19 protein-coding genes are annotated in these 19646 nt (G+C 69.0%); 8 read left to right on the top strand and 11 right to left on the bottom strand.

Annotation, left to right across the window (positions count from 1 at the left end; genetic code table 11):
- The first annotated feature begins 39 nt into the window (after positions 1-39).
- Positions 40-228 (top strand): antitoxin, encoded by a 189-nt coding sequence (locus ACWFRU_RS06140; RefSeq protein ID WP_363205793.1) that lies wholly within the window; start codon positions 40-42, stop codon positions 226-228.
- 138 nt (positions 229-366) lie between these two features.
- On the opposite strand, the gene ACWFRU_RS06135 is transcribed toward ACWFRU_RS06140, so the two are convergent.
- Entirely contained in the window at positions 367-1110 is a 744-nt protein-coding gene (locus ACWFRU_RS06135) for a metallophosphoesterase (RefSeq protein ID WP_453684908.1), read from the bottom strand.
- A gap of 90 nt (positions 1111-1200) precedes the next feature.
- On the opposite strand from ACWFRU_RS06135, the gene ACWFRU_RS06130 reads away from it, so the two are divergent.
- Positions 1201-1842: a CGNR zinc finger domain-containing protein gene (locus ACWFRU_RS06130; RefSeq protein ID WP_453684907.1), complete on the top strand. Its 642-nt coding sequence runs from the start codon at positions 1201-1203 to the stop codon at positions 1840-1842.
- Here ACWFRU_RS06130 and thpR read toward each other — a convergent pair.
- The 3 genes from thpR to ACWFRU_RS06115 all read right to left on the bottom strand — a co-directional run bounded on the left by thpR (position 1794) and on the right by ACWFRU_RS06115 (position 5750).
- Positions 1794-2384 carry an RNA 2',3'-cyclic phosphodiesterase gene (gene thpR / locus ACWFRU_RS06125; RefSeq protein ID WP_453684906.1) on the bottom strand — a complete coding sequence of 197 codons (591 nt, stop codon included), beginning with the start codon at positions 2382-2384 and terminating at the stop codon, positions 1794-1796. The two genes, ACWFRU_RS06130 and thpR, sit on opposite strands and share 49 nt — an antisense overlap.
- Before the next feature lie 78 nt (positions 2385-2462).
- Complete coding sequence (locus tag ACWFRU_RS06120) at positions 2463-4628, bottom strand: hypothetical protein (protein WP_453684905.1); 2166 nt, start codon at positions 4626-4628, stop codon at positions 2463-2465.
- Positions 4629-4763: 135 nt separating this feature from the next.
- Entirely contained in the window at positions 4764-5750 is a 987-nt protein-coding gene (locus ACWFRU_RS06115) for a hypothetical protein (protein WP_453684904.1), read from the bottom strand.
- A gap of 342 nt (positions 5751-6092) precedes the next feature.
- Between ACWFRU_RS06115 and ACWFRU_RS06110 the strand changes: the two genes are divergently transcribed.
- Positions 6093-7649 (top strand): hypothetical protein, encoded by a 1557-nt coding sequence (locus ACWFRU_RS06110; RefSeq protein ID WP_453684903.1) that lies wholly within the window; start codon positions 6093-6095, stop codon positions 7647-7649.
- 38 nt (positions 7650-7687) lie between these two features.
- Here the strand turns inward: ACWFRU_RS06110 and ACWFRU_RS06105 are convergent, their stop codons facing one another.
- Entirely contained in the window at positions 7688-8857 is a 1170-nt protein-coding gene (locus ACWFRU_RS06105) for an acyltransferase family protein (RefSeq protein WP_453684902.1), read from the bottom strand.
- A gap of 235 nt (positions 8858-9092) precedes the next feature.
- On the opposite strand from ACWFRU_RS06105, the gene ACWFRU_RS06100 reads away from it, so the two are divergent.
- Positions 9093-10358 (top strand): glycosyltransferase family 4 protein, encoded by a 1266-nt coding sequence (locus tag ACWFRU_RS06100; protein WP_453684901.1) that lies wholly within the window; start codon positions 9093-9095, stop codon positions 10356-10358.
- Positions 10359-10368: 10 nt separating this feature from the next.
- Here the strand turns inward: ACWFRU_RS06100 and ACWFRU_RS06095 are convergent, their stop codons facing one another.
- Entirely contained in the window at positions 10369-11622 is a 1254-nt protein-coding gene (locus tag ACWFRU_RS06095) for an MFS transporter (RefSeq protein WP_453684900.1), read from the bottom strand.
- 123 nt (positions 11623-11745) lie between these two features.
- On the opposite strand from ACWFRU_RS06095, the gene ACWFRU_RS06090 reads away from it, so the two are divergent.
- Positions 11746-12198: a winged helix-turn-helix transcriptional regulator gene (locus tag ACWFRU_RS06090; RefSeq protein ID WP_453684899.1), complete on the top strand. Its 453-nt coding sequence runs from the start codon at positions 11746-11748 to the stop codon at positions 12196-12198.
- 27 nt (positions 12199-12225) lie between these two features.
- Here the strand turns inward: ACWFRU_RS06090 and ACWFRU_RS06085 are convergent, their stop codons facing one another.
- On the bottom strand, positions 12226-12879 hold the full coding sequence (locus ACWFRU_RS06085) for a Type 1 glutamine amidotransferase-like domain-containing protein (RefSeq protein ID WP_453684898.1): 654 nt from the start codon (positions 12877-12879) through the stop codon (positions 12226-12228).
- A 125-nt stretch (positions 12880-13004) separates the two neighbouring features.
- Between ACWFRU_RS06085 and ACWFRU_RS06080 the strand changes: the two genes are divergently transcribed.
- Together ACWFRU_RS06080 and ACWFRU_RS06075 are read left to right on the top strand one after the other, a co-directional pair.
- The gene (locus ACWFRU_RS06080) at positions 13005-13556 is read left to right on the top strand and encodes a SigE family RNA polymerase sigma factor (protein WP_453684897.1); all 552 of its coding nucleotides are present in this window, start codon (positions 13005-13007) and stop codon (positions 13554-13556) included.
- Positions 13553-14929 (top strand): outer membrane protein assembly factor BamB family protein, encoded by a 1377-nt coding sequence (locus ACWFRU_RS06075; protein ID WP_453684896.1) that lies wholly within the window; start codon positions 13553-13555, stop codon positions 14927-14929. The genes ACWFRU_RS06080 and ACWFRU_RS06075 overlap by 4 nt, the downstream gene beginning before the upstream one ends.
- A gap of 88 nt (positions 14930-15017) precedes the next feature.
- Here ACWFRU_RS06075 and ACWFRU_RS06070 read toward each other — a convergent pair whose 3' ends face one another.
- From ACWFRU_RS06070 to ACWFRU_RS06055, 4 genes are all read right to left on the bottom strand, one after another.
- Complete coding sequence (locus ACWFRU_RS06070; protein ID WP_453684895.1) at positions 15018-16076, bottom strand: VWA domain-containing protein; 1059 nt, start codon at positions 16074-16076, stop codon at positions 15018-15020.
- Between the two features lie 97 nt (positions 16077-16173).
- Complete coding sequence (locus ACWFRU_RS06065; protein WP_453684894.1) at positions 16174-17364, bottom strand: globin domain-containing protein; 1191 nt, start codon at positions 17362-17364, stop codon at positions 16174-16176.
- 102 nt (positions 17365-17466) lie between these two features.
- Positions 17467-17910 carry an RrF2 family transcriptional regulator gene (locus tag ACWFRU_RS06060; protein WP_453684893.1) on the bottom strand — a complete coding sequence of 148 codons (444 nt, stop codon included), beginning with the start codon at positions 17908-17910 and terminating at the stop codon, positions 17467-17469.
- 87 nt (positions 17911-17997) lie between these two features.
- Positions 17998-18861 (bottom strand): STAS domain-containing protein, encoded by an 864-nt coding sequence (locus ACWFRU_RS06055; protein WP_453684892.1) that lies wholly within the window; start codon positions 18859-18861, stop codon positions 17998-18000.
- Positions 18862-19082: 221 nt separating this feature from the next.
- Here ACWFRU_RS06055 and ACWFRU_RS06050 point away from each other — a divergent pair, with 221 nt between their 5' ends.
- Positions 19083-19616 (top strand): carboxymuconolactone decarboxylase family protein, encoded by a 534-nt coding sequence (locus ACWFRU_RS06050; RefSeq protein WP_453684891.1) that lies wholly within the window; start codon positions 19083-19085, stop codon positions 19614-19616.
- Positions 19617-19646: the final 30 nt, after the last annotated feature.

The raw sequence follows: 19646 nt of genomic DNA, 5'->3' as shown, positions 1-19646 counted from the left end.
GAGCCTGGTTGTGGGGGCGACACAGAGAGGCGGCTGCCCATGTCAGTCATGGACAAGCTCAAGCAGATGCTCAAGGGGCACGAGGACCAGGCCGGGAAGGGCGTCGACAAGGCGGGTGATTTCGTCGACGACAAGACCCAGGGCAAGTACTCGAGCCAGGTCGACACGGCGCAGGAGAAGTTCCGGGACCAGCTCGGCAGGGACCAGGACCAGCCCCCGCAGTCGTAGGCGCCACGCGATTGTCAGTGCCCGCCGATAGCCTGGACTCTTCCATCCGCGCTGTGGCTGCAGCGCTGCCGCCCCGCCCCCGTGATGCAGGGGCGGGGCACTCGGCTTTCCGCATGCGTCGTCGGCGGCCTCGGCGGCTCACGGCAGCACGCGGTAGTGGGTGGTCAGGCGGCGGTCGTCGTCGAGGACGTGAAAGGCGAGGCCAGGGGGCTGTTCGCGGTCCGCGGGCTTGTCGCCTTCCCAGGGCAGGCGCAGCGTCCAGGTGATGGCGGGCCCGACGATCAGCGGGCGGGCGGCGAAGGTGCTCGCGGCCGCGGTGTGGGCGTGGCCGGTGAGGACGGCGACCACGTGGGGGTGGGCTTCGAGCAGTGCGGCCAGTTGTCCGGGCTGTCGCAGGCAGTGGGAGTCGGGCAGGGGGTGGTGGAGCGTGACCGGCGGTTGGTGGAAGGCGAGCAGCGCCGGGGTGCCGTTGGGGAGTGCGGCGAGGGTGGCGTCGATCCAGGCGAGCGTCTCCGCGTCGAGGAGCCCCTCGTCACGCCCGGGAATGGTGGAGTCGCACATCAGGATGGCTGTTCCGGCGATGTGATGGACCTGGTTGACAGGGCCGTCGTCGGGCGCCAGGCCGAGCAGCGCCTTGCGGTAGGCGGGGCGCGCGTCGTGATTGCCGGGGCAGGTGAGGACGGGGAAGGGGGCGGCCAGGATCTGGGCCGCTTCCTCGTACTCGGCCTCGTCACCGTGGTCGGCGATGTCGCCGGTGACCAGGAGGGCGTCGACGGGGTGGGGCAGGGCGCGCAGGTAGTCCATGACGTGCGTGGCGCGCCGGGTGGCCCGTTCGCTGCCGTCCAGGTGCAGGTCACTGATGTGGGCAAGCAACGCCGTCATCGCTCTGTCTCCTCATGCCTAACGGAAAATATGGATTAAGCGTTAGGGACAGTAGAGTGTTCCGGGCGATGTGATCAAGGGAGGCGACCTGTGGAACGCTGGCTGGCACTGGAGTTGGCGAGCACGATCCGTCATGACGGGGACGGCGGAGTCGCCGACGACCTGGCCACGGTCGACGGAGTCACCCGCTGGACGCGCGCTCAGGAGGGCCTCTTGCCCGCCCATGTGCGGGGCGGGGACCTGGCGGCGGACGAGGACATCAGGCAGGCGGTCACCGAACTTCGGCGTGCGGTACGGGCGTTGTTCGCGCGGGCGGTGAGCCCCGCGCCGCCCAGCCCGGCGGACGCCCACCATCTGATGCCCGCCGACAAGGCGCTGGCCCACCTGAACGCGGTCGCCGCCGGGCAGTTGGTCGCCCCCCAGCTGGAATGGCCCCACGAAGGAGCCCCCGCCGCCCGGCTGCTGACGGGGCAGAAGAACCCGCGCGTCGATCTGCCGGCAGCCCTGGCCCGCGCCGCCATCGACTTCCTGAGCGGCCCGCAGCGCGAGCAACTGCGTGCCTGTACGGCACCTCGGTGTGTGCGCTACTTCGTCAAGAGCCACGGCCGGCAGGAGTATTGCAAGGCCTCCTGCGGAAACCGGGCCCGCGCCGCCCGCCACTACCAGCGCCATCGCGCCGCGGATCAGGCGCGCGGGCCCTCGTCGAAGCTCCAGGCGCCGACATCCCGGTAGTGAATGGGACCGGGGCCGCGGCCGTAGTTGCTGGCGACCAGGTGCAGACGTTCGGCCTGCCAGAGGCGGCCGGTGAAATGGGCGAGCCCGGCGGCGGCCTCCGCCGCGCACGACGGCGTGTCCCGGCGGGCGCGGGCCAGGGTCAGATGGGGGCGGAAGGGCCGGCCCACATGAGGGACACCGATGTCGTCCACGACGGCCCGCGCCTCGTCGGCGAGCAGGTGCAGCTCTTCGAGATCTCCGTCGATCCCGCTCCACAGCACCCGCTCGTCGAAGTGCCCGCCACCGCGCAGTGCCAGGTTGAGGGGCTTGCGGGTGGCGGCGAGGCGCGCGAGCGGCGGACCCAGGAGCGGCACCATCGAGACGGGGACCTCGCCGAGGAACGCCAACGTGATGTGCCAGTCCTCGACGCGGTTCCACCGCATGCGCGGATGCGCCCGGTAGGCGGGGGCGAGGGCCCGTTCCAGTTCCTGCTTCGCGTCGTCGGGCGGTGCGAGAGCGATGAAGACACGGACGGTCGCGGGCGGGTTCTGTTCGTTCACGGAACCTTCGTACCGCATCCAGGCGGTCGGGCGACCGGCGCCCCCGCCCGCGACCCCAGTCCATGCCGCCGGGTCCGGTCAGGTGCCGGACTCCATGCTGATGCTCCGCCGCGTCTCCTCGGCCTGGCGGCGCACGGTGTCGACGACGTGTGGCCGGAACTTCGATTCGGCGTGGCTCACCAGATGGTCGAGCACACCGTTGGCCTGCTCGGTGTTGCCCTCCTTGGCGTGGGCCCGGGCCAGGCGGCGCATCACCATGTTCAGGGTGATGTTGTCGACGCCGTTGCCGTGCAGGGACGCCTCGACGACGGGTGACAGCAGACCGACGGCCTGCTCCGGGGCGGCGGGGCGCACCTTCAGGGCGCTCTTGTCCGGCGCCAGGTACTTGAAGTCCCTTTCCGCGTTGAGCCCTTCGACCATGCGGGCGTAGACGGCGAGCGGGTGCTTGTCGTAGTGCTGCACGACCTCCTGGAGGGCGTCGTTCCCGGCCTGGAGCGACGGCGAGTCGGATCCGCGAAGGGCGAGGAGCGTGCCCTGTTCCTCGCCCAGCATCAGCTCGCCGACCTGCTCGTCGGTCTCGTTGTAGGGGCTGCGGACGGTGGTGCGCAGCACCGGCGAGACGATGCGGGACCCGTCCGAGGCGATGTAGGCGGCGCGCAGCAGGTAGGTGCCCGGCTGCTCGAAGTAGTGCCCGTCCTGGCCGTACCCCACGTAGGCGCTCGCGTAGAGGGGCGCGCCGTCCGCGGTGAGGTGGGTCGTGGCGTCCGCCTCGACGCACCGGCGCATCAGCGGCCGGTAGAGCAGCGTGCGGCCCGAGGGCTGCCGGATCGCGATGTTGACCATGTCGTAGTCCGGGTGCAGGAATTCATGCGTGTCCCGTCCGCGCAGGTCGGTCGTGTCCAGCTTGAGCTCCACGACGACCGGTTCACCGAACCCGAAGTGCTTCTTGCCGCGCAGTTCGAGCCGGAGTCCGGAGTCGTCCACCACGGGCTGGTCGAACAGGTCCGGGTCGATGTCGGCCGCGCCCCTGCCGAAGGCGTTGGCGCCCATGATCACGTCACGGTAGTAGCCGTGCCGCAGATGCGTGATCTCGTTGGCGGTGAACTGGAAGGGGAAGGCCCGCCAGTACGCCTCCGTGCCGGTCGGAGCGCCGTTGCCGGGGTTGAAGTTCTGGGGGTAGTTCATCCACGACAGGTCCCCGAAGCCGTTGTTCGGACCGAGCGGCGCCGGGGGTGTGGCCAGGCCCTTCTGCCATGAGTGCAGCAGGTTGAAGGCATGGCCGAGCTCATGCACGTACGTACGCAACTGGGCGCGCACGGACTCGGGATCGGTGCCCTTGATGATGTCGTAGAAGACGGCGCAGCCCTGCCGCTGGAAGGTGTCGGCCGCGTCGAACATGATGCCGCGCACACCCGCGTTGCCCTCGTAACGACTGGCGACCAGCAGCCATACACGCCACTGCGGGATGTTCCGCCAGAGGCTGAAGTTGGTCTGCATCGCGGCGTGCAGCTCGGCGTTGTTCCAGCCGGCCGCGCTGTCGCCGAGGATGTTGGCCGCGCTGGAGACCAGCACGTCGATGCCCGCCTCGGCGTAGGCGCGCGGCACGGTGAGCTTCCTTGCCGGGCTGCCGGGCGGCCCGGGCAGTGAGCCGGTGTCGTAGGACACGAAGGGCACCTTGCCCGCGACGGAGTCCTGCTCCCACTGGACGGTGCGGAAGTACGGTGACCTGAACGCGCAGGTGTAGGCCGCGCCCACCTGCCCGGACGTCCGCAGGAACTGCACGGTGGCGGGGGCCTGCTGCTGGCCGACCCGTCGGCGCGCGATGGTCACCCGTACGACCGGGAAGCTGGTCGTCCCGGTGAACCGGCCCTGGCCGGTGATCACCACCCGGGTGGCCGTCCAGGTGACGGCCGGGGCGTGCACGACGAAGGAGCCCGCGTAACTGGTGGTGCTGCCACCGGAGTTGAAGAAGTCCCCGCTGACCTTGCGCAGCGTACGGGGGCCGTCGACGTCGACCCGCAGCTCCAGGATGCGGGTGCCGACGCTGCGGTAGCTGCCCCGGACGAGGAGGTACGCGGGTGTGGCGGCCTCGGAGGTGGCCTCGGGGCCGGCCTCAGAGATGGAGTCACCGGCGATGTCCTCCGACGGTTCGTCGACCCCGATGTCGGAGAGGTCGACGTCGTACAGTTCGGGCGTCACGGCTTCCGTTGTCTCGGCTGTGGGATCGCCAAAGGGTGTGGACATGGCGCTCACTCCTCCGACCTCTCGGGTGAGCTTTTGACGGACGGTTGAGGACGGTCCGGCCCATTCGGCCGGACCGTTCACGGGGGAGGACTTCAGCCCTCCGCGGATGCCCCGCTGAATTCCCCGCGAGCAGGGTCAGCGAATGACGAGCGCGTTGTGCGTCTGGAACAGACCGCACCATTCGTTGTAGGGCCGCCGGTCGCACGTGTACGGATTGGTGATGAGGCGACCGGAGTTGTCGGTGTTGCGGGCCGCGGTACCGCCCGGCTTATGGGCCCAGAGACCGCCGGGGTGCAGTCGGTACCAGTGGTAGTCCCGGATGTTGCCGGGGAAGGTGCCGGTGACGAGCGCCACCACATAGCGCAGCGATCCCGGAGGCTGGCAGTTGCCCCAGATCCGCAGACCGTCGCGCTGCGCCCCGGTGGAGACCTCGCCGCAGCGCACCGTGCGCGGAATGGTGTAGCCGTGCGCGCGGCCGGGCTGGGCGAAGGTGTTGGTGCGCCGGTTGACCGCGAAGTTGTAGCAGTTGTTGTAGGGCTGGGTGTCGGGGCGGTTCCAGAAGGCCGGGTTGAAGGGGGTCACGTCGTACGCGCAGGCCAGCGCGGCCCGGTGCACGAGGGTCTGTAACTGCTTCTCGACCTCCGCGGCGTCCGCCTCGGAGATGCCGCCCGACTCGGTGGGCTCGATGGTGGTGGCGCCGCCCGCGCCCTCCCGCGCGGTGCGCCGGATCTCCGCGCGGACCGACTCGCGGAAGTCCTCGGGGTAGCTCTCCTCGAGCGCTTCCGTGTCGCCTTCGCCCTCGGCCGGGCGCTGGTCGGTGCTCTCGCCGATCGGCATGGTCTCAAGCAGGCGCTCGGCGACATCGGCTCCGGTGTACGGGTCGCGGTCCCCGCCTCCCGCGATCTTGAACACGGCGGGCAGGCCCCCGGTGTCCAGGTCGTCGGTGATCTCCACCCGGATTCCACGGAACCCGAGTCCGGAGAACCCGTCGGAAACGTCGGCCACCGCCTCCTGATGGTGTGCCATGAGCTGGATCAGCTCGAGCACCTGTTCCTGGTCCTGGATTTCCCACGACGGATTGGCGCGCCCCGAGAAAATGTCCACAGTGATGCGCAGACCCATGATGTCCCCCCTTCGTTCCGGGCTCGACCGCACGGAACGCCCAGCCGCCCCTGTCGAAGATGTGCCGGGCCGTCCGGTGAATTGCCGCGGCCGCCGTGGGAAAGGGGCGCTGGGACATGGATGTCGTAGGGGACTTGTACTGCGGCGCTTTCGACCAGTCAATGGCGGTGGTGGCCGGTCCGCATGACCGGCGGGAGACCCTGCGCCGACGCGGTGTGACCGTGCACCGGGTTCCGCGTATTTCTCGTCGGGAGCGGTGCCGCCCGGGCCCGGCTCTGCTACGCAGGAAGAGGCCTCGCGCGGGGGCGCAGCCGGTGCGCCGCGGTGTGCCAAGGGGGAATCATGGCCGACTCCGTACGTCATCGGGAACCGCGGGTGCCCGTGTTCGACCCCAAGCTGAAGGTCGACGTCAGTGAGCAGTGGACGGGCACACCCCGGCACCGCCTGGTCGCCATAGGGGATTCGCTGACGCAGGGATTCCAGAGCGCGGCGGTCTTCAACACGTCCCTGTCGTATCCGGCGATCGTGGCCTACGAGCTGGGCTGCTTCCCCGACTTCCGCTTCCCCCAGTACGGGGGCTTCGGCGGACTGCCGTTCAACCTCGAGCTCTTCCTGCGTGATCTGGAGTCCCGCTTCGGACGGAACGTGGACTGGTGGGAGGCGCCGCTCGCACTGTTCCGGGCGCGCAACGTGATGGACCGGGTCGAGGACTACTGGGAGCGGGGCCCTGGACGGACCGTGCCTTCCACCTCGGCGATCATGCACAATCTCGCCGTGTTCGGGTGGGACCTGCGCGACGCCCTGTCCAAGTCGGCGGACGAGTGCCGCAAGCGGATCGGCACCCCGAAGGACGATCTGGTGAGCCAGATCGTGCAGAACGCCGGCGAGCGCGCCGCCCTGCGCGTGCTGCCCACCCAGCCCCGGGCGGCAGGGGCCCTGACCCAGCTGGGTGCGGCGGCCGAACTGGGCAAGGACACCGACGGCACGGGGGCGAAGCACGGCATCGAGACCCTGGTCGTCTTCCTGGGCGCGAACAACGCCCTGCGGGCGGTGACCGACCTGCGGGTGAAGTGGAGCGAGGACGCCGGCTTCGACGACCTGGACGACAAGCGGCGCTTCACGGTCTGGCAGCCGAAACACTTCAGGTCGGAACTGCACAAGGTGGCGATGGAAGTCTTGGACATCAAGGCGCGTCACGTCATCTGGTGCACGGTTCCGCACGTCACGATCGCGCCGATGGCGCGCGGTGTGGCGGGCAAGACCCAGCCGGGCTCGCGCTACTTCCCCTACTACACCCGCCCGTGGATCAAGGACCGGGACTTCGACGCGGGCAAGGACCCCAGCATCACCGGGGAAGAGGCGCATCAGGTCGACGACGCGATCGACTACTACAACGACGCGATCACCGCGATGGTCCGGGCTGCCCGGAAGAAGGGCAGGGACTGGTATCTCCTTGAGACCTGCGGCCTGCTGGACCGCCTCGCGTCGCGCCGGTTCGCCGAGGACCCGCAGGCCCGCCCGCCGTGGTGGCAGCCGTATCCTCTGCCGTCGGCGCTGCAGGCACTGTCGCCGCCGCCGAACTCCCACTTCCTTGCCGTCGAGGGTGATCGGCGCACGGACGGCGGCCTGTTCTCGCTCGACGGCGTGCACCCGACGACGGTCGGGTACGGGATTCTCGCCCAGGAGGTGATCAACGTGATGCGGCTGGCAGGGGTCCAGTTCTACCGGCCCGTCGGGGGCGCGAGCCGCCCGGACCCGGTGCTCGTCGACTTCGACCGGCTGATCCGCCACGACACACTGGTCAACCGCCCGCCGGCGAACCTGGGTTCGGCGCTGGGCGTCATGGGCTGGGCCGATGAGGCCCTGGATCTGTTCCGGCGGGTGTTCTCCCCGCTCTGACGACCGGCCGGCGCGGTCGCCAGCAGTCCTTGCGGTCGCTATCTGGGTGACACGACGGCCGGCTTGGGGGCAGGAGGGAGCGCGGCGGGCTTGGGCGGGTCCTCGCTGAGGTAGGCGCGACGCCAGCGGAGGAAGGGCCGTTCGATGCCGTTGAAGGTGACCACGGCCGCGGCCAGGGTGATGGGCAGGACCACCGCCGTCGCGGTGAGGAACGCGTCCACCACCGGGCGACCCGTCAGCTCGAACCACCAGCGGCGCGAGATGATCGCGGTGACGACCATGTAGTGGAGCAGGTAGACGGAGAAGCTCATCTCACCGACCTTGGCGATGCCTCGCGACACGAGCCCCGTCGAGGAGATGGTGGCCACATAGGTCAGCACCACCAGGGCCCACAGAACGCCTTCCACGTCGACCCAGAGCAGACGTGTGGCGTGCCGTTCGTGGAAGGCGTGGGTCTGGTTGAAGGCCCAGATGGCGCCCATGACCAGCGTCGTCGCGATCCCGACCTTCGGCAGCCCCTGGAAGCGCTTTTGGTGGTGCACGAAAAACCAGGCCGCGACCATGCCAAGCAGGAACTGGTCGATCCTGCCGGCGAGGCTGTAGTAGAGCATCGAGTTCACGCTGATGGCGCCGGTGGCCGAGGCCCACACCAGGCCGCGGATCACGGCGACGGCGGCCAGGAGTTTGAGCAGAGCCGCGGGACCGCGCTTGGTGAGGAGTCTGCTGAACAGGGGGAACAGCAGATAGAACTGCAACTCGACCGCGATGGCCCACCACATGCTCGACACGGCCCCCAGGCTGAGGGACCCGGGCAGATTGCCCAGACCGACCAGGGACTGGACCACGGCGAGCAGACTCGCACCCTGTTTGTGTGCACCGATGCCCAGAACGATCAACGCGATATAGAGCGGGAAGATCCGCAGCACCCGATTGCCCAGGAACCGGCCGTAGTGGACGTCCTTGCCGAGGGTGCCGATGGTGAAGATGAACCCGGAGAGCACCATGAAAAGGGCCACCCCGGAATGGCCTTCGAGCACCAGAGTCGCCAGCGGGTTCTCCGAATAGAGCCAGCCGTGCGCGTCTCCGTTCGGGGTCCCCCTGAGAAAGGGAGAGATCATGTGCGTGCCGTGGCAGAGGAGCACCAGCACGGCAGCGTAGGCACGCAAGTGATCCACGGACACGAGGTACTGCCGGTTGCTGCTGCGCATGAAGGGACGACATCAGCACCCGAGCGGCCGATTCGGTACATGCGCACGAGTCCCTCCATATTGCCCGATAATTTCACTCATCCGAGGGGGCCGCGGCGCTCTGCGCGCCTTTCGTGTCTCGCAACCTTCCATCGGCCCTGTCGTTGGGATGACGAGTGGCCCCGTCTGTGCGATTTCCGTTGTGCCGGGGCCTTGGCGACTCCTTCTGGAGTGCGGCTACGGGAGCCACGGCACCTTGCACATCTCATTCCTCATCCACAATTCCTTCGGTTTCGGCGGCACGATCCGCACCACCATCAATCTCGCCAACGCGCTGGTCGAGCAGCATGACGTGGAGATCGTGTCGGTCTACCGGCACAGGGACGCTCCCGTGTTCCCCGTACACCCCCGCATCCTGCTCCGGCACCTGGTGGACCTGAGGAAAGGGACACCGGGATACGAGGGCGATCTGCCCGAGGCCCAGAGATCCGCTGCCGTCTTTCCCCGCAGCGAGACGCAGTTTCCGTACTACAGCGCACTGACCGATCAGCGGATCGCCCGTCACCTGGGAACACTGACGAGCGATGTCGTCGTGGGAACGCGGCCGGGACTGAACGCACACATCTGTCTGCAGGCCAAACGGGGGCCGTTGCGTGTGGGCCAGGAACACCTGACCTTCAGCAACCACCCGCGGGCCCTGCGCATGACGTTGCGTCGGCTGTATCCGCGGCTGGACATGCTGACGACCACGACCATGGCGGACGCGGACATCTACCGGAAGAAGATGACGCTGCCGGGCGTGCGCGTCGAAGCATTCCCCAATCCCGTCCCGGCCCCGTCCGGAAACCCGCCGAACAGCAGGGACAAGGCAATTGTCGCTGCGGGCAGACTCGTTCCGCCCAAACGATACGACCTCCTCATCCGGGCATTCGACCAAGTCCGTACCGAACGCCCCGACTGGGTTCTGCGCATCTTCGGGCCAGGAATCGCGGGAGGTCACGGGACGCAACTCCAACGCCTCATCGAGGAATTGGACCTGGAGAAGCATGTTTCCCTCAGGGGTGCGGTCTCGCCCCTCGATCCCGAGTGGCTCAAGGCGGGCCTTGCCGCAAGCGCCTCGGACCACGAGTCGTTCGGCATGACCATCGTCGAGGCGATGCGGTGCGGTGTGCCCGTCGTCTCGACCGACTGTCCTCTGGGGCCGAGAGAGATCATCTCCGATGGGGTGGACGGGCGTCTCGTGGCCATGGGGGATGAGAAGGCCCTTGCGCGCAACCTCCTGGAACTCATCAACGACGATGAGCTCCGGCAGCGTATGGCCGAGGCGGCACAAGCCTCCTCGGCGCGATACGAGCCCGCGCTCATCGCGGACCGCTTCGCCGACACCTGCGCGCAACTGACGGGCCGTGGCTCCGCGAGCGGGCCGTTCAGAGCCGTCGTGCACCAGACCCGAGGGTCGGTGATCGGCGTGGCCTACGGCCTCAAGGACGCGGTGAAGCAGGGGCTGCAGAGGTTCCGCTGAGCCACACCGGTCAGCCGTTTGCGGGTTCGTGTCGCGTCAACGCCCACAGCGCGAGCCCGAGACAGCTGAACGCGGCGCCCAGCGCGCAGACGGCACCCCAGCCGGCCACCGTGTAGAGGGACGTCGCGGCGATGGCGCCGGTGGCGCTGCCGATCGAGTAGAAGACCATGTACCCGCCGATCAACCGGCTGCCCGCGTCCGGACGCAGCGCGTAGATCACGGTCTGGTTGGTGACATGCACCGCCTGCACGGCGAGGTCGAGAAGGACCACCCCGACGACCAGGGCCCAGAGTGAGTCACGGGTGAACGCCAGGGGCACCCACGAGACGGTGAGCAGCGCCAGGGCGATGCCGGTGGTCCGCCGGGAGAGTCCGCGGTCGTTCAGACGGCCCGCCGCGGTCGCGGCCACCGCGCCGACGGCACCGATGAGCCCCAGCGCCCCGATCGCACTGTGGGACAGGGAGTACGGGACCTCGCTGAGGGGGAGCGCGACGCTGCTCCACAGCGTGCTGAAGGCAGCGAAGATCAGCAGGCCGAACAGGGCCCGGAGCCGCAGCAGTCGTTCCCGTGCGAACAGGGTGATGGTCGAGCGCAGGAGCTCTCCGTAGCGCAGGGGTGGGGTGGACGGAGTGTCGCCGTCACGGGGCTGTACCCGGCCATGGGGCAGTACTTGGTACAGGATCAGGGCGAGCAGTGCGGTGAGCGTCGCTGACGCGAGGTAGACGGAGCGCCAGCCCGCGAGGTCGGCCATGAGCCCGGACGCGGTGCGGGCGAGCAGGATGCCGATGACGACGCCGCTGGTGACCAGGCCGACCACGCGTCCGCGCTCGGCGGGTGGGGCCAGTGATGCCGCGAAGGCGACCGACGTCTGTGTGACGACCGCGAGCAAACCCGTCGCGGCCATGCCCGCGAGCAGGATCGCCGCTGTGGGGGCGGTGGCCACCACCACCAACGCCACCACGAGGACGAGGAGTTGGGTGACGATGAGCCGTCTGCGGTCGGCGATGTCGCCCAGCGGCACGAGGAAGAAGAGTCCGAGGCCGTATCCGACGTGCGTGAGGGTGACGACGCTGCCGACGAGGGCCGGGCTCATGGCGAGATCGTGGCCCATGGTCACCAGGAGCGGCTGGGAGAAGTAGACGTTGGCCACCGAGGCCCCGCAGGCGACGGCGAAGAGGGTGACGACGCCACGGGTCAGGATGAACGTGGAACCGCCTTCCCTGCTTCGGGACCTGGGCCTGGTGCTGGACCTGCGGCCGGACATGGGTGCCCCCTTCGCGTACTGGTTGCATCTTGCTACCACTGGCGACGGCGAACGTAGCGCCTTTTGGTAGCATGTTGCAACCGCCGTGAATGTCGGCGAGAGTCAGTGAGGGGCGAGGGCGCCATGGTGACCAGGACGCGTTTCGACGACAGTGATTGCCCGGTCGCCCGGTCGGTGGACGCGATCGGCGACTGGTGGTCCCTGCTGATCGTGCGGGACGCCTTCGACGGAAGCCGGCGGTTCGGGGAGTTCCAGCGCAGCCTCGGAGTGGCGAAGAACATCCTCACCGCGCGTCTGCGGAGCCTGGTCGCGGGCGGCGTCCTGGAGTCCGTTCCCGCCTCGGACGGCAGTGCCTATCGCGAGTACGTGCTGACGCCGAAGGGCGAGGCACTCTTCCCCGTCATCGTGGCACTGCGGCAATGGGGCGAGCAGAACTTCTTCGACCCCGGTGAACCCCACTCACAGTTGGTCGACCGTCGGCAGGGGCGCGGCCTGCGCCCGCTGGAGGTCCTGTCCGCGGACGGACGACGGCTGAAGCCCGACGACACGATCGTCCACAAGGTCTCCGACCAGTAGCGCGTGACGGTTGTTCCGCCAGGCGTGTCAGATCACGCGTACGTCCACGCCGTCGATGACCAGGGCCTGGCCGTCGCGCAGCGTCCGATGGGCGACCCCGGCCGCCCGGTAGTTGGCCGCCACGACGCCACAGGCCTCCGTCTCGGGATGGCCCGGCGAGTCGACGTGGGGCACGACCGCGTGGTCAAGGAGCCCGAGACCGTCCCAGACCGCCGGGTCGCCGTACGTTCCGGGCACCACGTCCGGGTCGTCGCAGGCATCGAGTCCGCTCAGGCTGGGGGCGAGGACGCACGCGCCCGCGCTGTATCCGGCGTAGACCAAGGCGTCGCGTTCCAGGAGGGCGGTCACCGCGGCGTCCGCACCGCTGCGGGCCAGCGCGTAACGCAGCATGAACGAGTTGCCGCCCCGTACCCAGAGCGCCGGGAAGCGGCTCAGGGCGGCCTCGGCCTCGGCTTCGGGACGGTCGAAGAGATCCCGCAGGTCCAGTTCGCTCGGCCGTAGTCCCAACGATTCCAGCGCGGCGATCTCCCGCTCCACGCCGGCCTTGCGCGCATCCTCGGGCTGCCCGTCCACGGCGTTCGCGATCACGGCGATCTCAGGTCGCGCCCCGGCTCCCTCCAGAAGTCCGAGGAGCTGCTCAGGGTGGTCGCCCAGACGGAACGAGGAAAGGTACATGCGCATGACAGGACCCTAATCGGCGCTCCCCGGCCCGCACCAAGATTTTTGTGCACACATAATCTCGTCCGCCGAGGGATAGCGGGGGGCGGGCCATCGCGTCGTGATGGTTGCGAAGAAGGGGAGGGTCGATGGAGGCCTCAAGTCACGACGAGTTCCGGGAGTTCGTAGCGATGCGCTCCACCGCGCTGCTGCGGCTCGCGGTGCTGCTCACCGGTGGGGACCGGCATGCGGCGGAGGACCTGCTGCAGATTGCGCTGATGAAGGCCTACGGACGCTGGGCGCACATCGAGCAGCCCGAGGCGTATGTCCGCCAAGTCCTGTACCGCCAGCAGGTCAGCCGCTGGCGGCTGCGCAGACATCGCGCCGAGACGACGGTGCCCGTACTGCCCGAGTCCGGCGCTGAAGCCGGCCCCGAGTCGGACACCGAGCTGCGGATCGCGCTGTGGGCGGCACTGCGTCGGCTGACCAAGCGGCAGCGGGCCGTGGTCGTGCTGCGCTACTTCGAGGATCTGCCGGAGGGCGAGGTCGCGGCGCTGCTGAAATGCCCGGTCGGCACGGTGCGCAGTACCGCGCACCGCTCGCTCGCCAAACTCCGCGCGCTCGTCCCGGAGCTCGGGCCCGAAAGGCCCGTGGAACAGGCGCAGTCGCTCAGCTACACGCCGAAGGAGATGCAGGGATGACGACGGAGCGGGTGGAGGAGAAAGTCCGGGAGACGCTGCACGCGGTCGCCCTGGATCAGGTGCGCGCGCCCGGCGACCTGGTCGAGAAGGTGGAGCGACGGCGCAGTCGGCGCCGTTTCTCGCAGGTCGCGGGAGCGGCGGTGGCTGTCGCCGCGATCACCGTGGGGGCATTGTTCGGCTTCGGCGGCGCGGATGGCACCAACGACGAGCGTCCCGCACGGCCCGCGGTGTCACCGGAGGGCTGGAAGCCGTGGCACAAGGACGTGGCGGATGCCGCCGGGCGGGGCTGCCTGGTGGACGGTTCGGCGCTGTACTGCGCCGGGTTCAAGTACGACGCCGCCAAGTTCGACGCGAACACCGGCGAGCGGCAGTGGGCGGTCAAGGTCAAGCGTGAAGGCGACGGGATCGACCATCCGTTCGCCGTGCGCGACGGCGTGGTCTACGCCTACCGCAATCACACCACGAAGAACGAGCCGAGCGGCGACTACGCCGGTGGTACCGACCTGATGGCGGTGGACGCCGACAACGGCGACGTGCTGTGGACGGTCAAGATGCCGCAGGACGACCGCACCGACCAGGCCGCGATGCTCATCGACGGCGCGGTCCTCGCCAACACGCCGAATCTTCGTACGATGTCGGCCCTCGATCCGCGGACCGGCAAGGAGAAGTGGCGCCACACCTGGGACAAGGGTGTCGCTTGCCAACGTGCGGTGCTGGGCGGCGTACCCCACCTGGCGTGCGTGCCGGACGTCGAGAAGCCGGACGCGACCGACATCCTGCGACTCGATCCCGCCACCGGAGACGCCAAGAAGGTCGCCACGCTCCCCGGCGGGCAGCAGCTCATCGGCACCACCGGGGACCGCATGGTCCTGACCAAGGCGATCGACCCGTCAGCCGGCTTGGACTTCCCCGCCCACCGGGACCTGCGGCTGACCAGCATCAGCGGCTCCGGCCAGCAGATCTCGCACTCCTATCGGGTCAAGGGGCAGTTGGCCGCCCTGGACGTCGTCGGTGGCCGCCTGGTCACCATGGACTGGAAGGGCGAGGCCTCGGCCTATTCGCTGACCACGGGCAAGACTCTGTGGACGGCTCCGGGCGGCATCAAGCTGCCCGACAAGGACACCATGCGTGAGGTCGCCTCTCCCGTGGTGTCGATGGCACAGGGGGTCGTGTACTTCCTCGGCGAGGGCGGGGGTCTGTCCGGCCTCGATCTGAGCACGGGCGAGCAGGTCTGGCGTGGGAACGTGGACTTCGGCGAGCCGAAGCCGGGGCGCGACTTCTGGGGGTCGTCGCAACTCCTGCTCTACAAGGACGTGTTGGTCGCACGCAAGGCCGGCGAGATCGTCTCGCTGCTGCCGGGAGTCGGCCACTGACGTTCACCGAGGGCCGGGCCCGGGGCGTACTTCTCGCCCCGGGCCCGGCCCTCTTCGCTTTCGGATTTCAGCCTTCAGCTCTCGTCTTTCAGAGCATGATGAGCAGACGCGTCTTCGGCTTGAGTTTCCTGTTCACCGAACGGCTCTGTACGTAGACCTCCAGCTTGGGATTGTTCCCCGCCTTCACCGAGACCGTCCCCTGAATACCGGACCCGAAGAGAAGGCTGCGCGCCGCGTCTCCCGTATAGGCGCGATCGGTGTCCTTCTCGACCACGATGACTTCCTTGTTTGGCTGGACCTGAGCGCGGGCACCCAACTGGTAGTAGCAGGAGCCGCGTTCATAGGACACGCCCGGATGTGAGTCGACGAAGGGCCGGATCTCGACTTCCTTGTCGACCTTCAGCAGCCGGTACTTGTCGGCCGGAATGGGTTCGAGATTCGCCCGTACTTCGTCGATCGATATGTCCTGGCCGACGGCGAAGAGATTCTTCGTGCCGCGCACGCCCTTCTCGCGGGCCCGGAGGAAGCTGGTGGCTGCGGCGCGCACGGTGCCGATGGCCTCCTCGACGCCCTCCTGGGAGTCCGCGTCCCAGATGGCTATGTTCCCGGCCGGGAAGCCGTAGTTCTGCGCCGTCCGCTTGGCCAGCGAGTTCGGCACCAGGATGGCGGAGGTCCAGTGGCCCGGCAGTCCGCCCATCTTCGCCGCGATCTTGTCGAGCCAGGGACCGAGGATCTTCATGTCACCGTCGTGCCGCCTGTCGCCGCCGGAGGCGTTCTCCTCGCCGTCCGTCACCACGATCTGGAGGAAGCTGTGCTCGCCGTATTCCTCCCAGATGTGTCCCAGGTCGTCCAGAGATTTCAGCGAGGCCTCGATAAGTGCCGTAGCCCCATTGTTGACTTGGTAGAGACCCCGCATGGACGGGAGATGCTTCACATCCATGTCCCAGACGAGATTCTCCACCCGGTGGTCGAAGGAGTAGAGACTGATTCGGGTCTCGTGTCCGAGGCTGTCCGATTCGGCCTTCAAACCCGCCACGAACTCGTCCACCACGCGAATGAGTTGACTCTGATGAGGACGCATGGAACCCGAACAGTCCACTACCAGCGCGACGTGATTCACCTTGTGCTGAATCCTGTTGGCGGACATGTTTCTGCTCCTTCTCCGAGGGCTGCTTCCCGAGTGATTCCACTCTATGGGGAGGCACTGACAACGCCCCTTGAGGAACCGTCACCGGCCGTCGCCGCTAAGGCTTGGCGAGCCACAGATCGGGGCCGAACACCTCGTAGTGGATGTCGGCGGCGGCCACGCCCTTGTCGAGGAGCTGTCCCCGTACCGCGCGCATGAACGGCAGCGGGCCGCAGAGGTAGGCGCGGGTGCCGGGTTCCAGCGGTACGCCGGTGAGGTCGACGCGGCCGGTGTGATGGGCGGAGCCGGGCTCCTCGTACCAGAAGTGGCGTGTGGCGGAGGGGAGTTTGGCCGCCAGGGCCTCGTGGTCGGCGCGCAGTGCGTGGCTGTCGGGGGAGCGGTCGGCGTGCACGACCGTCACGGGGCCCGGGTGCCGCGAGGCCGCGAGTTCTTCCAGCATGGCCAGCATGGGCGTGCAGCCGATGCCCGCGGAGGCGAGCAGCAGGGGCGCGTCCCCCGGTTCCACGACGAGGTCGCCGTAGGGTGGCGAGACGTGCAGCAGGTCGCCAGGCCGGACGTGCGTGTGCAGGTGGTGGGAGACCTCACCGTCGGGGTCGCCGCCCTCGCCCGTGACCCGCTTGACCGCGATCGCGCGGGTCGTGGCGGAGGGCGCGCCGATGAGGCTGTACTGGCGTATCTGCCGTGCTCCGTCTGCCAGTCCTACCTGGACCGATACGTATTGCCCGGCACGGAAGGCGGGCGCCGAGCCGCCGTCGGCCGGACGCAGCAGGAACGAGGCGACGTCGGACGACTCCTCGGTGCGGTCCACCACCTCCCACGGCCGCCACACGTCCGCGTCGACCACGCCCCGCTCCGCGTACAGCCGGCGCTCGATCGCGATCAGCGCGTTGGCCATCAGCCAGTACACCTCGTCCCAGGCGGCGGCGACCTCGGGCGTCACCGCGTCGCCGAGCACCTCGGCGATGGCCTCGAACAGGTGCTGGTGCACGACCGGGTACTGGTCGGCGCGCACGCCCAGCGACGCGTGCTTGTGCGCGATCCGGCGCAGCATCACGTCGGGCCGGTCGTCCGGGTGCTCGACCAGGTAGGTGGCGAAGGCAGCGATGGAGCCCGCGAGCGCCTGGCGCTGTGTGCCGGCCGCCTGGTTGGCGCGGTTGAACAGGTCGCGCAGCAACTCGGGGTGGGCCGCGAACAGTTTCCCGTAGAAGCGCTCGGTGATGTCCTCGATGGCGGCGCCGACAACGGGGAGCGTGGCGCGAACGACGGTGGCCGAAGGCTTGGTGAGCATCGACGACTCCTTAATGTGCATATGAGATTCGTATTTCGAGGTGTGAAGAGGGTGCGGACGCCTGGCCGTTGTGCGGACGTCCGGCCTTCCGCGGTGCTGCGTTCAGTCGGCTCGGGGAGTGGGGGAGAGGGAGATCAGTAGCGGGCCGGTGGGTGCCTGGGTGAGGTCGCTGAGGGACAGGGGATCGAGCGAGGCGAAGAAGGCCTCCTGCGCCTGGCGCAGCGCGCCGCGCAGGCGGCACGCGGAACGCAACGGGCATGGCGTCGCCCCGTCGCAGTCCACGACATCCCCCGGCCCTTCGAGTTCCCGCACGAGCCCTCCGACGGAGGCCTCACGCCCCGCAGTGGTGAGGACGAGCCCGCCGCCCCGCCCGCGACGCGCTTCGACCAGCCCCATGTGCTGCAGCTTGGCGACGACCTTCGCGGTGTGCGTGTACGGCACGTCCATGGCGGCCGCGACCTCGCGCGTGGTGGGCAGTTCCCCCTCCTCGACGGCGAGGCGCATCAGCACGCGCAGGGCCAGATCCGTGAACCGTGTCAGCCGCATGACCGCACGCTATAAATGTTGCATCTGAAAGGCAAATTAAGAGAGCCGCTCAGCGCAGGAGGAGCCGCTCAGCATGCGGGGAACCACTCAGCACAGGAGGTGGGTGGCGCGGGCGAGGCCCTCCAGGGCGCGGTGCTGCTCGTCCGTCCACCGCGTCGGCCGCTCGTGGTGGGTGGACACCACCCCGATCAGCGTGCCGTCCCCGGAAGTGATCGGAACAGAAACGCACGCGCCGACGGATGCCTCCTCCAGCACCTCCAGTGCCGGGGTGCCGATGAAGAACGGGCAGGTGGCCACCTCGTCGACGACGACCGGTCTGCGGTCCTGCGCGGCCAGTCCGCACGCGGTCTCGCGGTCCGCCACCGTCTCGAAGTAGGACAGGAACGGGTGCTCGAAGCCCCGTTGGGCCACGATCCGCAGCAGGCCGCTCTCCGCCTCGTACAGCTGGGCGTTGCCCATCGGCGCGCCGGTGATCTCGAACGCCGCCGACAGCGCCGCGGACACCACGGACACCCGCAGGTTCCGTTCCCCTTCCGACAGGGGCGCGGTCGCCAGTTCCCGGACGATCCGCAGGCCTTCCGCGTCCCCGCTCAACTGCAGCGGGCGCAGGACGGCGCTGTGGGCGCGCTCCACCACCAGGCTGCCGCCCGCCGCGGTGGCCCGCAGCCGGGCGTCAAGCAGCAGGGCCACTCCGTCCGTCCCGCAGAACGTCACCCGGCTCAGGTCCAGCAGGACGCGGTCGGCGGGCTGTTCCATGGCGCGCCGCAGCTCACGGTCCAGGACCGGCACGGATGCCACGTCCAGCTCGCCGGCCACGCGGAGGGTGATCCGGCCGTCCGCCCTGGCGACGCCCACCCGTAGGTTCCGCGACGGCGGTGACCACTCCGTCCGCGTCTCACGCCCGAACCCGCTCTGTGTGCCCATGCCCGCGAAGCCGTTCCCCGTGCCCATGCCCGCCCACGTTAGGGCCGGGGCCGGACGGGCCGGGGGGACTTCGCCAGGCCGGTCTTCTATGGTGCCGATCCGGCCAGAAACGGGCAGCCTCGCCAATCCCTCACAGCACGGTTGTCACCTCAGGGTGAAGCCGCGTGCCGCGTCGGTCCCCTACGCTCCGGCGTGCGCGCGAGCTCGACGCCAGACGCGGCGCCTCGCCCTTCTCGAACGGAGCCGACATGGAGTATCCGGATCTCTCCGCACTGCCCGTCGAACTGCAGGAGGTCGTGACCTCGTACGGATCGCTCAACGTCTTCCGGATGCTGATGCACTCACCGTCACTCGCACCGGGCGTGCTGACGCTCGGTGACGCGGTCCTGCAACGCAACTCGCTGCCCGACACCTTGCGCGAACTCGCCGTCGTGCGGGTCGGCCGGGTCTGCGGAGCGGCCTACGAGGTGCACCACCACGAGAACATCTCGCGTCTCGTCGGCCTGGGGGAGGAGGCGATCAGCGCCGCCGAGACCGGTGCGACCGGGAAGCTCTCCGGCCCCGAGGCCGCGGTCCTGAACGCCACGGACCGGCTGCTCGCCCGGCACACCCTCGACGAGGCCACACGGGAGGAGCTGCTGAGCTTCCTGACGGTGAACCAGCTCGCGGACCTCGTCCTCACCGTGGGCTTCTACCAACTCATCTGCGGCTTCCTCAACACTTTCGAGGTCACGACCGAGGGCGAGCCCTCAGCGCCCTACGGCGAGGCGCCCCCGCGGTAGGGAGAGCGGAAAGCCGCCGCGCGCCCCACG

It is taken from the genome of Streptomyces sp. NPDC055099, assembly GCF_053607685.1.
The sequence above is the reverse complement of the archived record's forward strand: the minus strand, read 5'-3'. Positions and strand labels throughout refer to the sequence as shown.

What these genes read in the sequence shown, in the direction of transcription:
- ACWFRU_RS06120 (WP_453684905.1), bottom strand. Translation starts at nt 4,628, where the DNA reads ATGTCCACACCCTTTGGCGATCCCACAGCCGAGACAACGGAAGCCGTG.
- ACWFRU_RS06065 (WP_453684894.1), bottom strand. Translation starts at nt 17,364, where the DNA reads ATGCTCACCAAGCCTTCGGCCACCGTCGTTCGCGCCACGCTCCCCGTT.
- ACWFRU_RS06140 (WP_363205793.1), top strand. Translation starts at nt 40, where the DNA reads ATGTCAGTCATGGACAAGCTCAAGCAGATGCTCAAGGGGCACGAGGAC.
- ACWFRU_RS06060 (WP_453684893.1), bottom strand. Translation starts at nt 17,910, where the DNA reads ATGCGGCTGACACGGTTCACGGATCTGGCCCTGCGCGTGCTGATGCGC.
- ACWFRU_RS06105 (WP_453684902.1), bottom strand. Translation starts at nt 8,857, where the DNA reads ATGCGCAGCAGCAACCGGCAGTACCTCGTGTCCGTGGATCACTTGCGT.
- ACWFRU_RS06095 (WP_453684900.1), bottom strand. Translation starts at nt 11,622, where the DNA reads ATGTCCGGCCGCAGGTCCAGCACCAGGCCCAGGTCCCGAAGCAGGGAA.
- ACWFRU_RS06070 (WP_453684895.1), bottom strand. Translation starts at nt 16,076, where the DNA reads ATGTCCGCCAACAGGATTCAGCACAAGGTGAATCACGTCGCGCTGGTA.
- ACWFRU_RS06080 (WP_453684897.1), top strand. Translation starts at nt 13,005, where the DNA reads ATGGAGGCCTCAAGTCACGACGAGTTCCGGGAGTTCGTAGCGATGCGC.
- ACWFRU_RS06135 (WP_453684908.1), bottom strand. Translation starts at nt 1,110, where the DNA reads ATGACGGCGTTGCTTGCCCACATCAGTGACCTGCACCTGGACGGCAGC.
- ACWFRU_RS06090 (WP_453684899.1), top strand. Translation starts at nt 11,746, where the DNA reads ATGGTGACCAGGACGCGTTTCGACGACAGTGATTGCCCGGTCGCCCGG.
- ACWFRU_RS06085 (WP_453684898.1), bottom strand. Translation starts at nt 12,879, where the DNA reads ATGCGCATGTACCTTTCCTCGTTCCGTCTGGGCGACCACCCTGAGCAG.
- ACWFRU_RS06075 (WP_453684896.1), top strand. Translation starts at nt 13,553, where the DNA reads ATGACGACGGAGCGGGTGGAGGAGAAAGTCCGGGAGACGCTGCACGCG.
- ACWFRU_RS06110 (WP_453684903.1), top strand. Translation starts at nt 6,093, where the DNA reads ATGGCCGACTCCGTACGTCATCGGGAACCGCGGGTGCCCGTGTTCGAC.
- ACWFRU_RS06050 (WP_453684891.1), top strand. Translation starts at nt 19,083, where the DNA reads ATGGAGTATCCGGATCTCTCCGCACTGCCCGTCGAACTGCAGGAGGTC.
- ACWFRU_RS06055 (WP_453684892.1), bottom strand. Translation starts at nt 18,861, where the DNA reads ATGGGCACGGGGAACGGCTTCGCGGGCATGGGCACACAGAGCGGGTTC.
- ACWFRU_RS06115 (WP_453684904.1), bottom strand. Translation starts at nt 5,750, where the DNA reads ATGGGTCTGCGCATCACTGTGGACATTTTCTCGGGGCGCGCCAATCCG.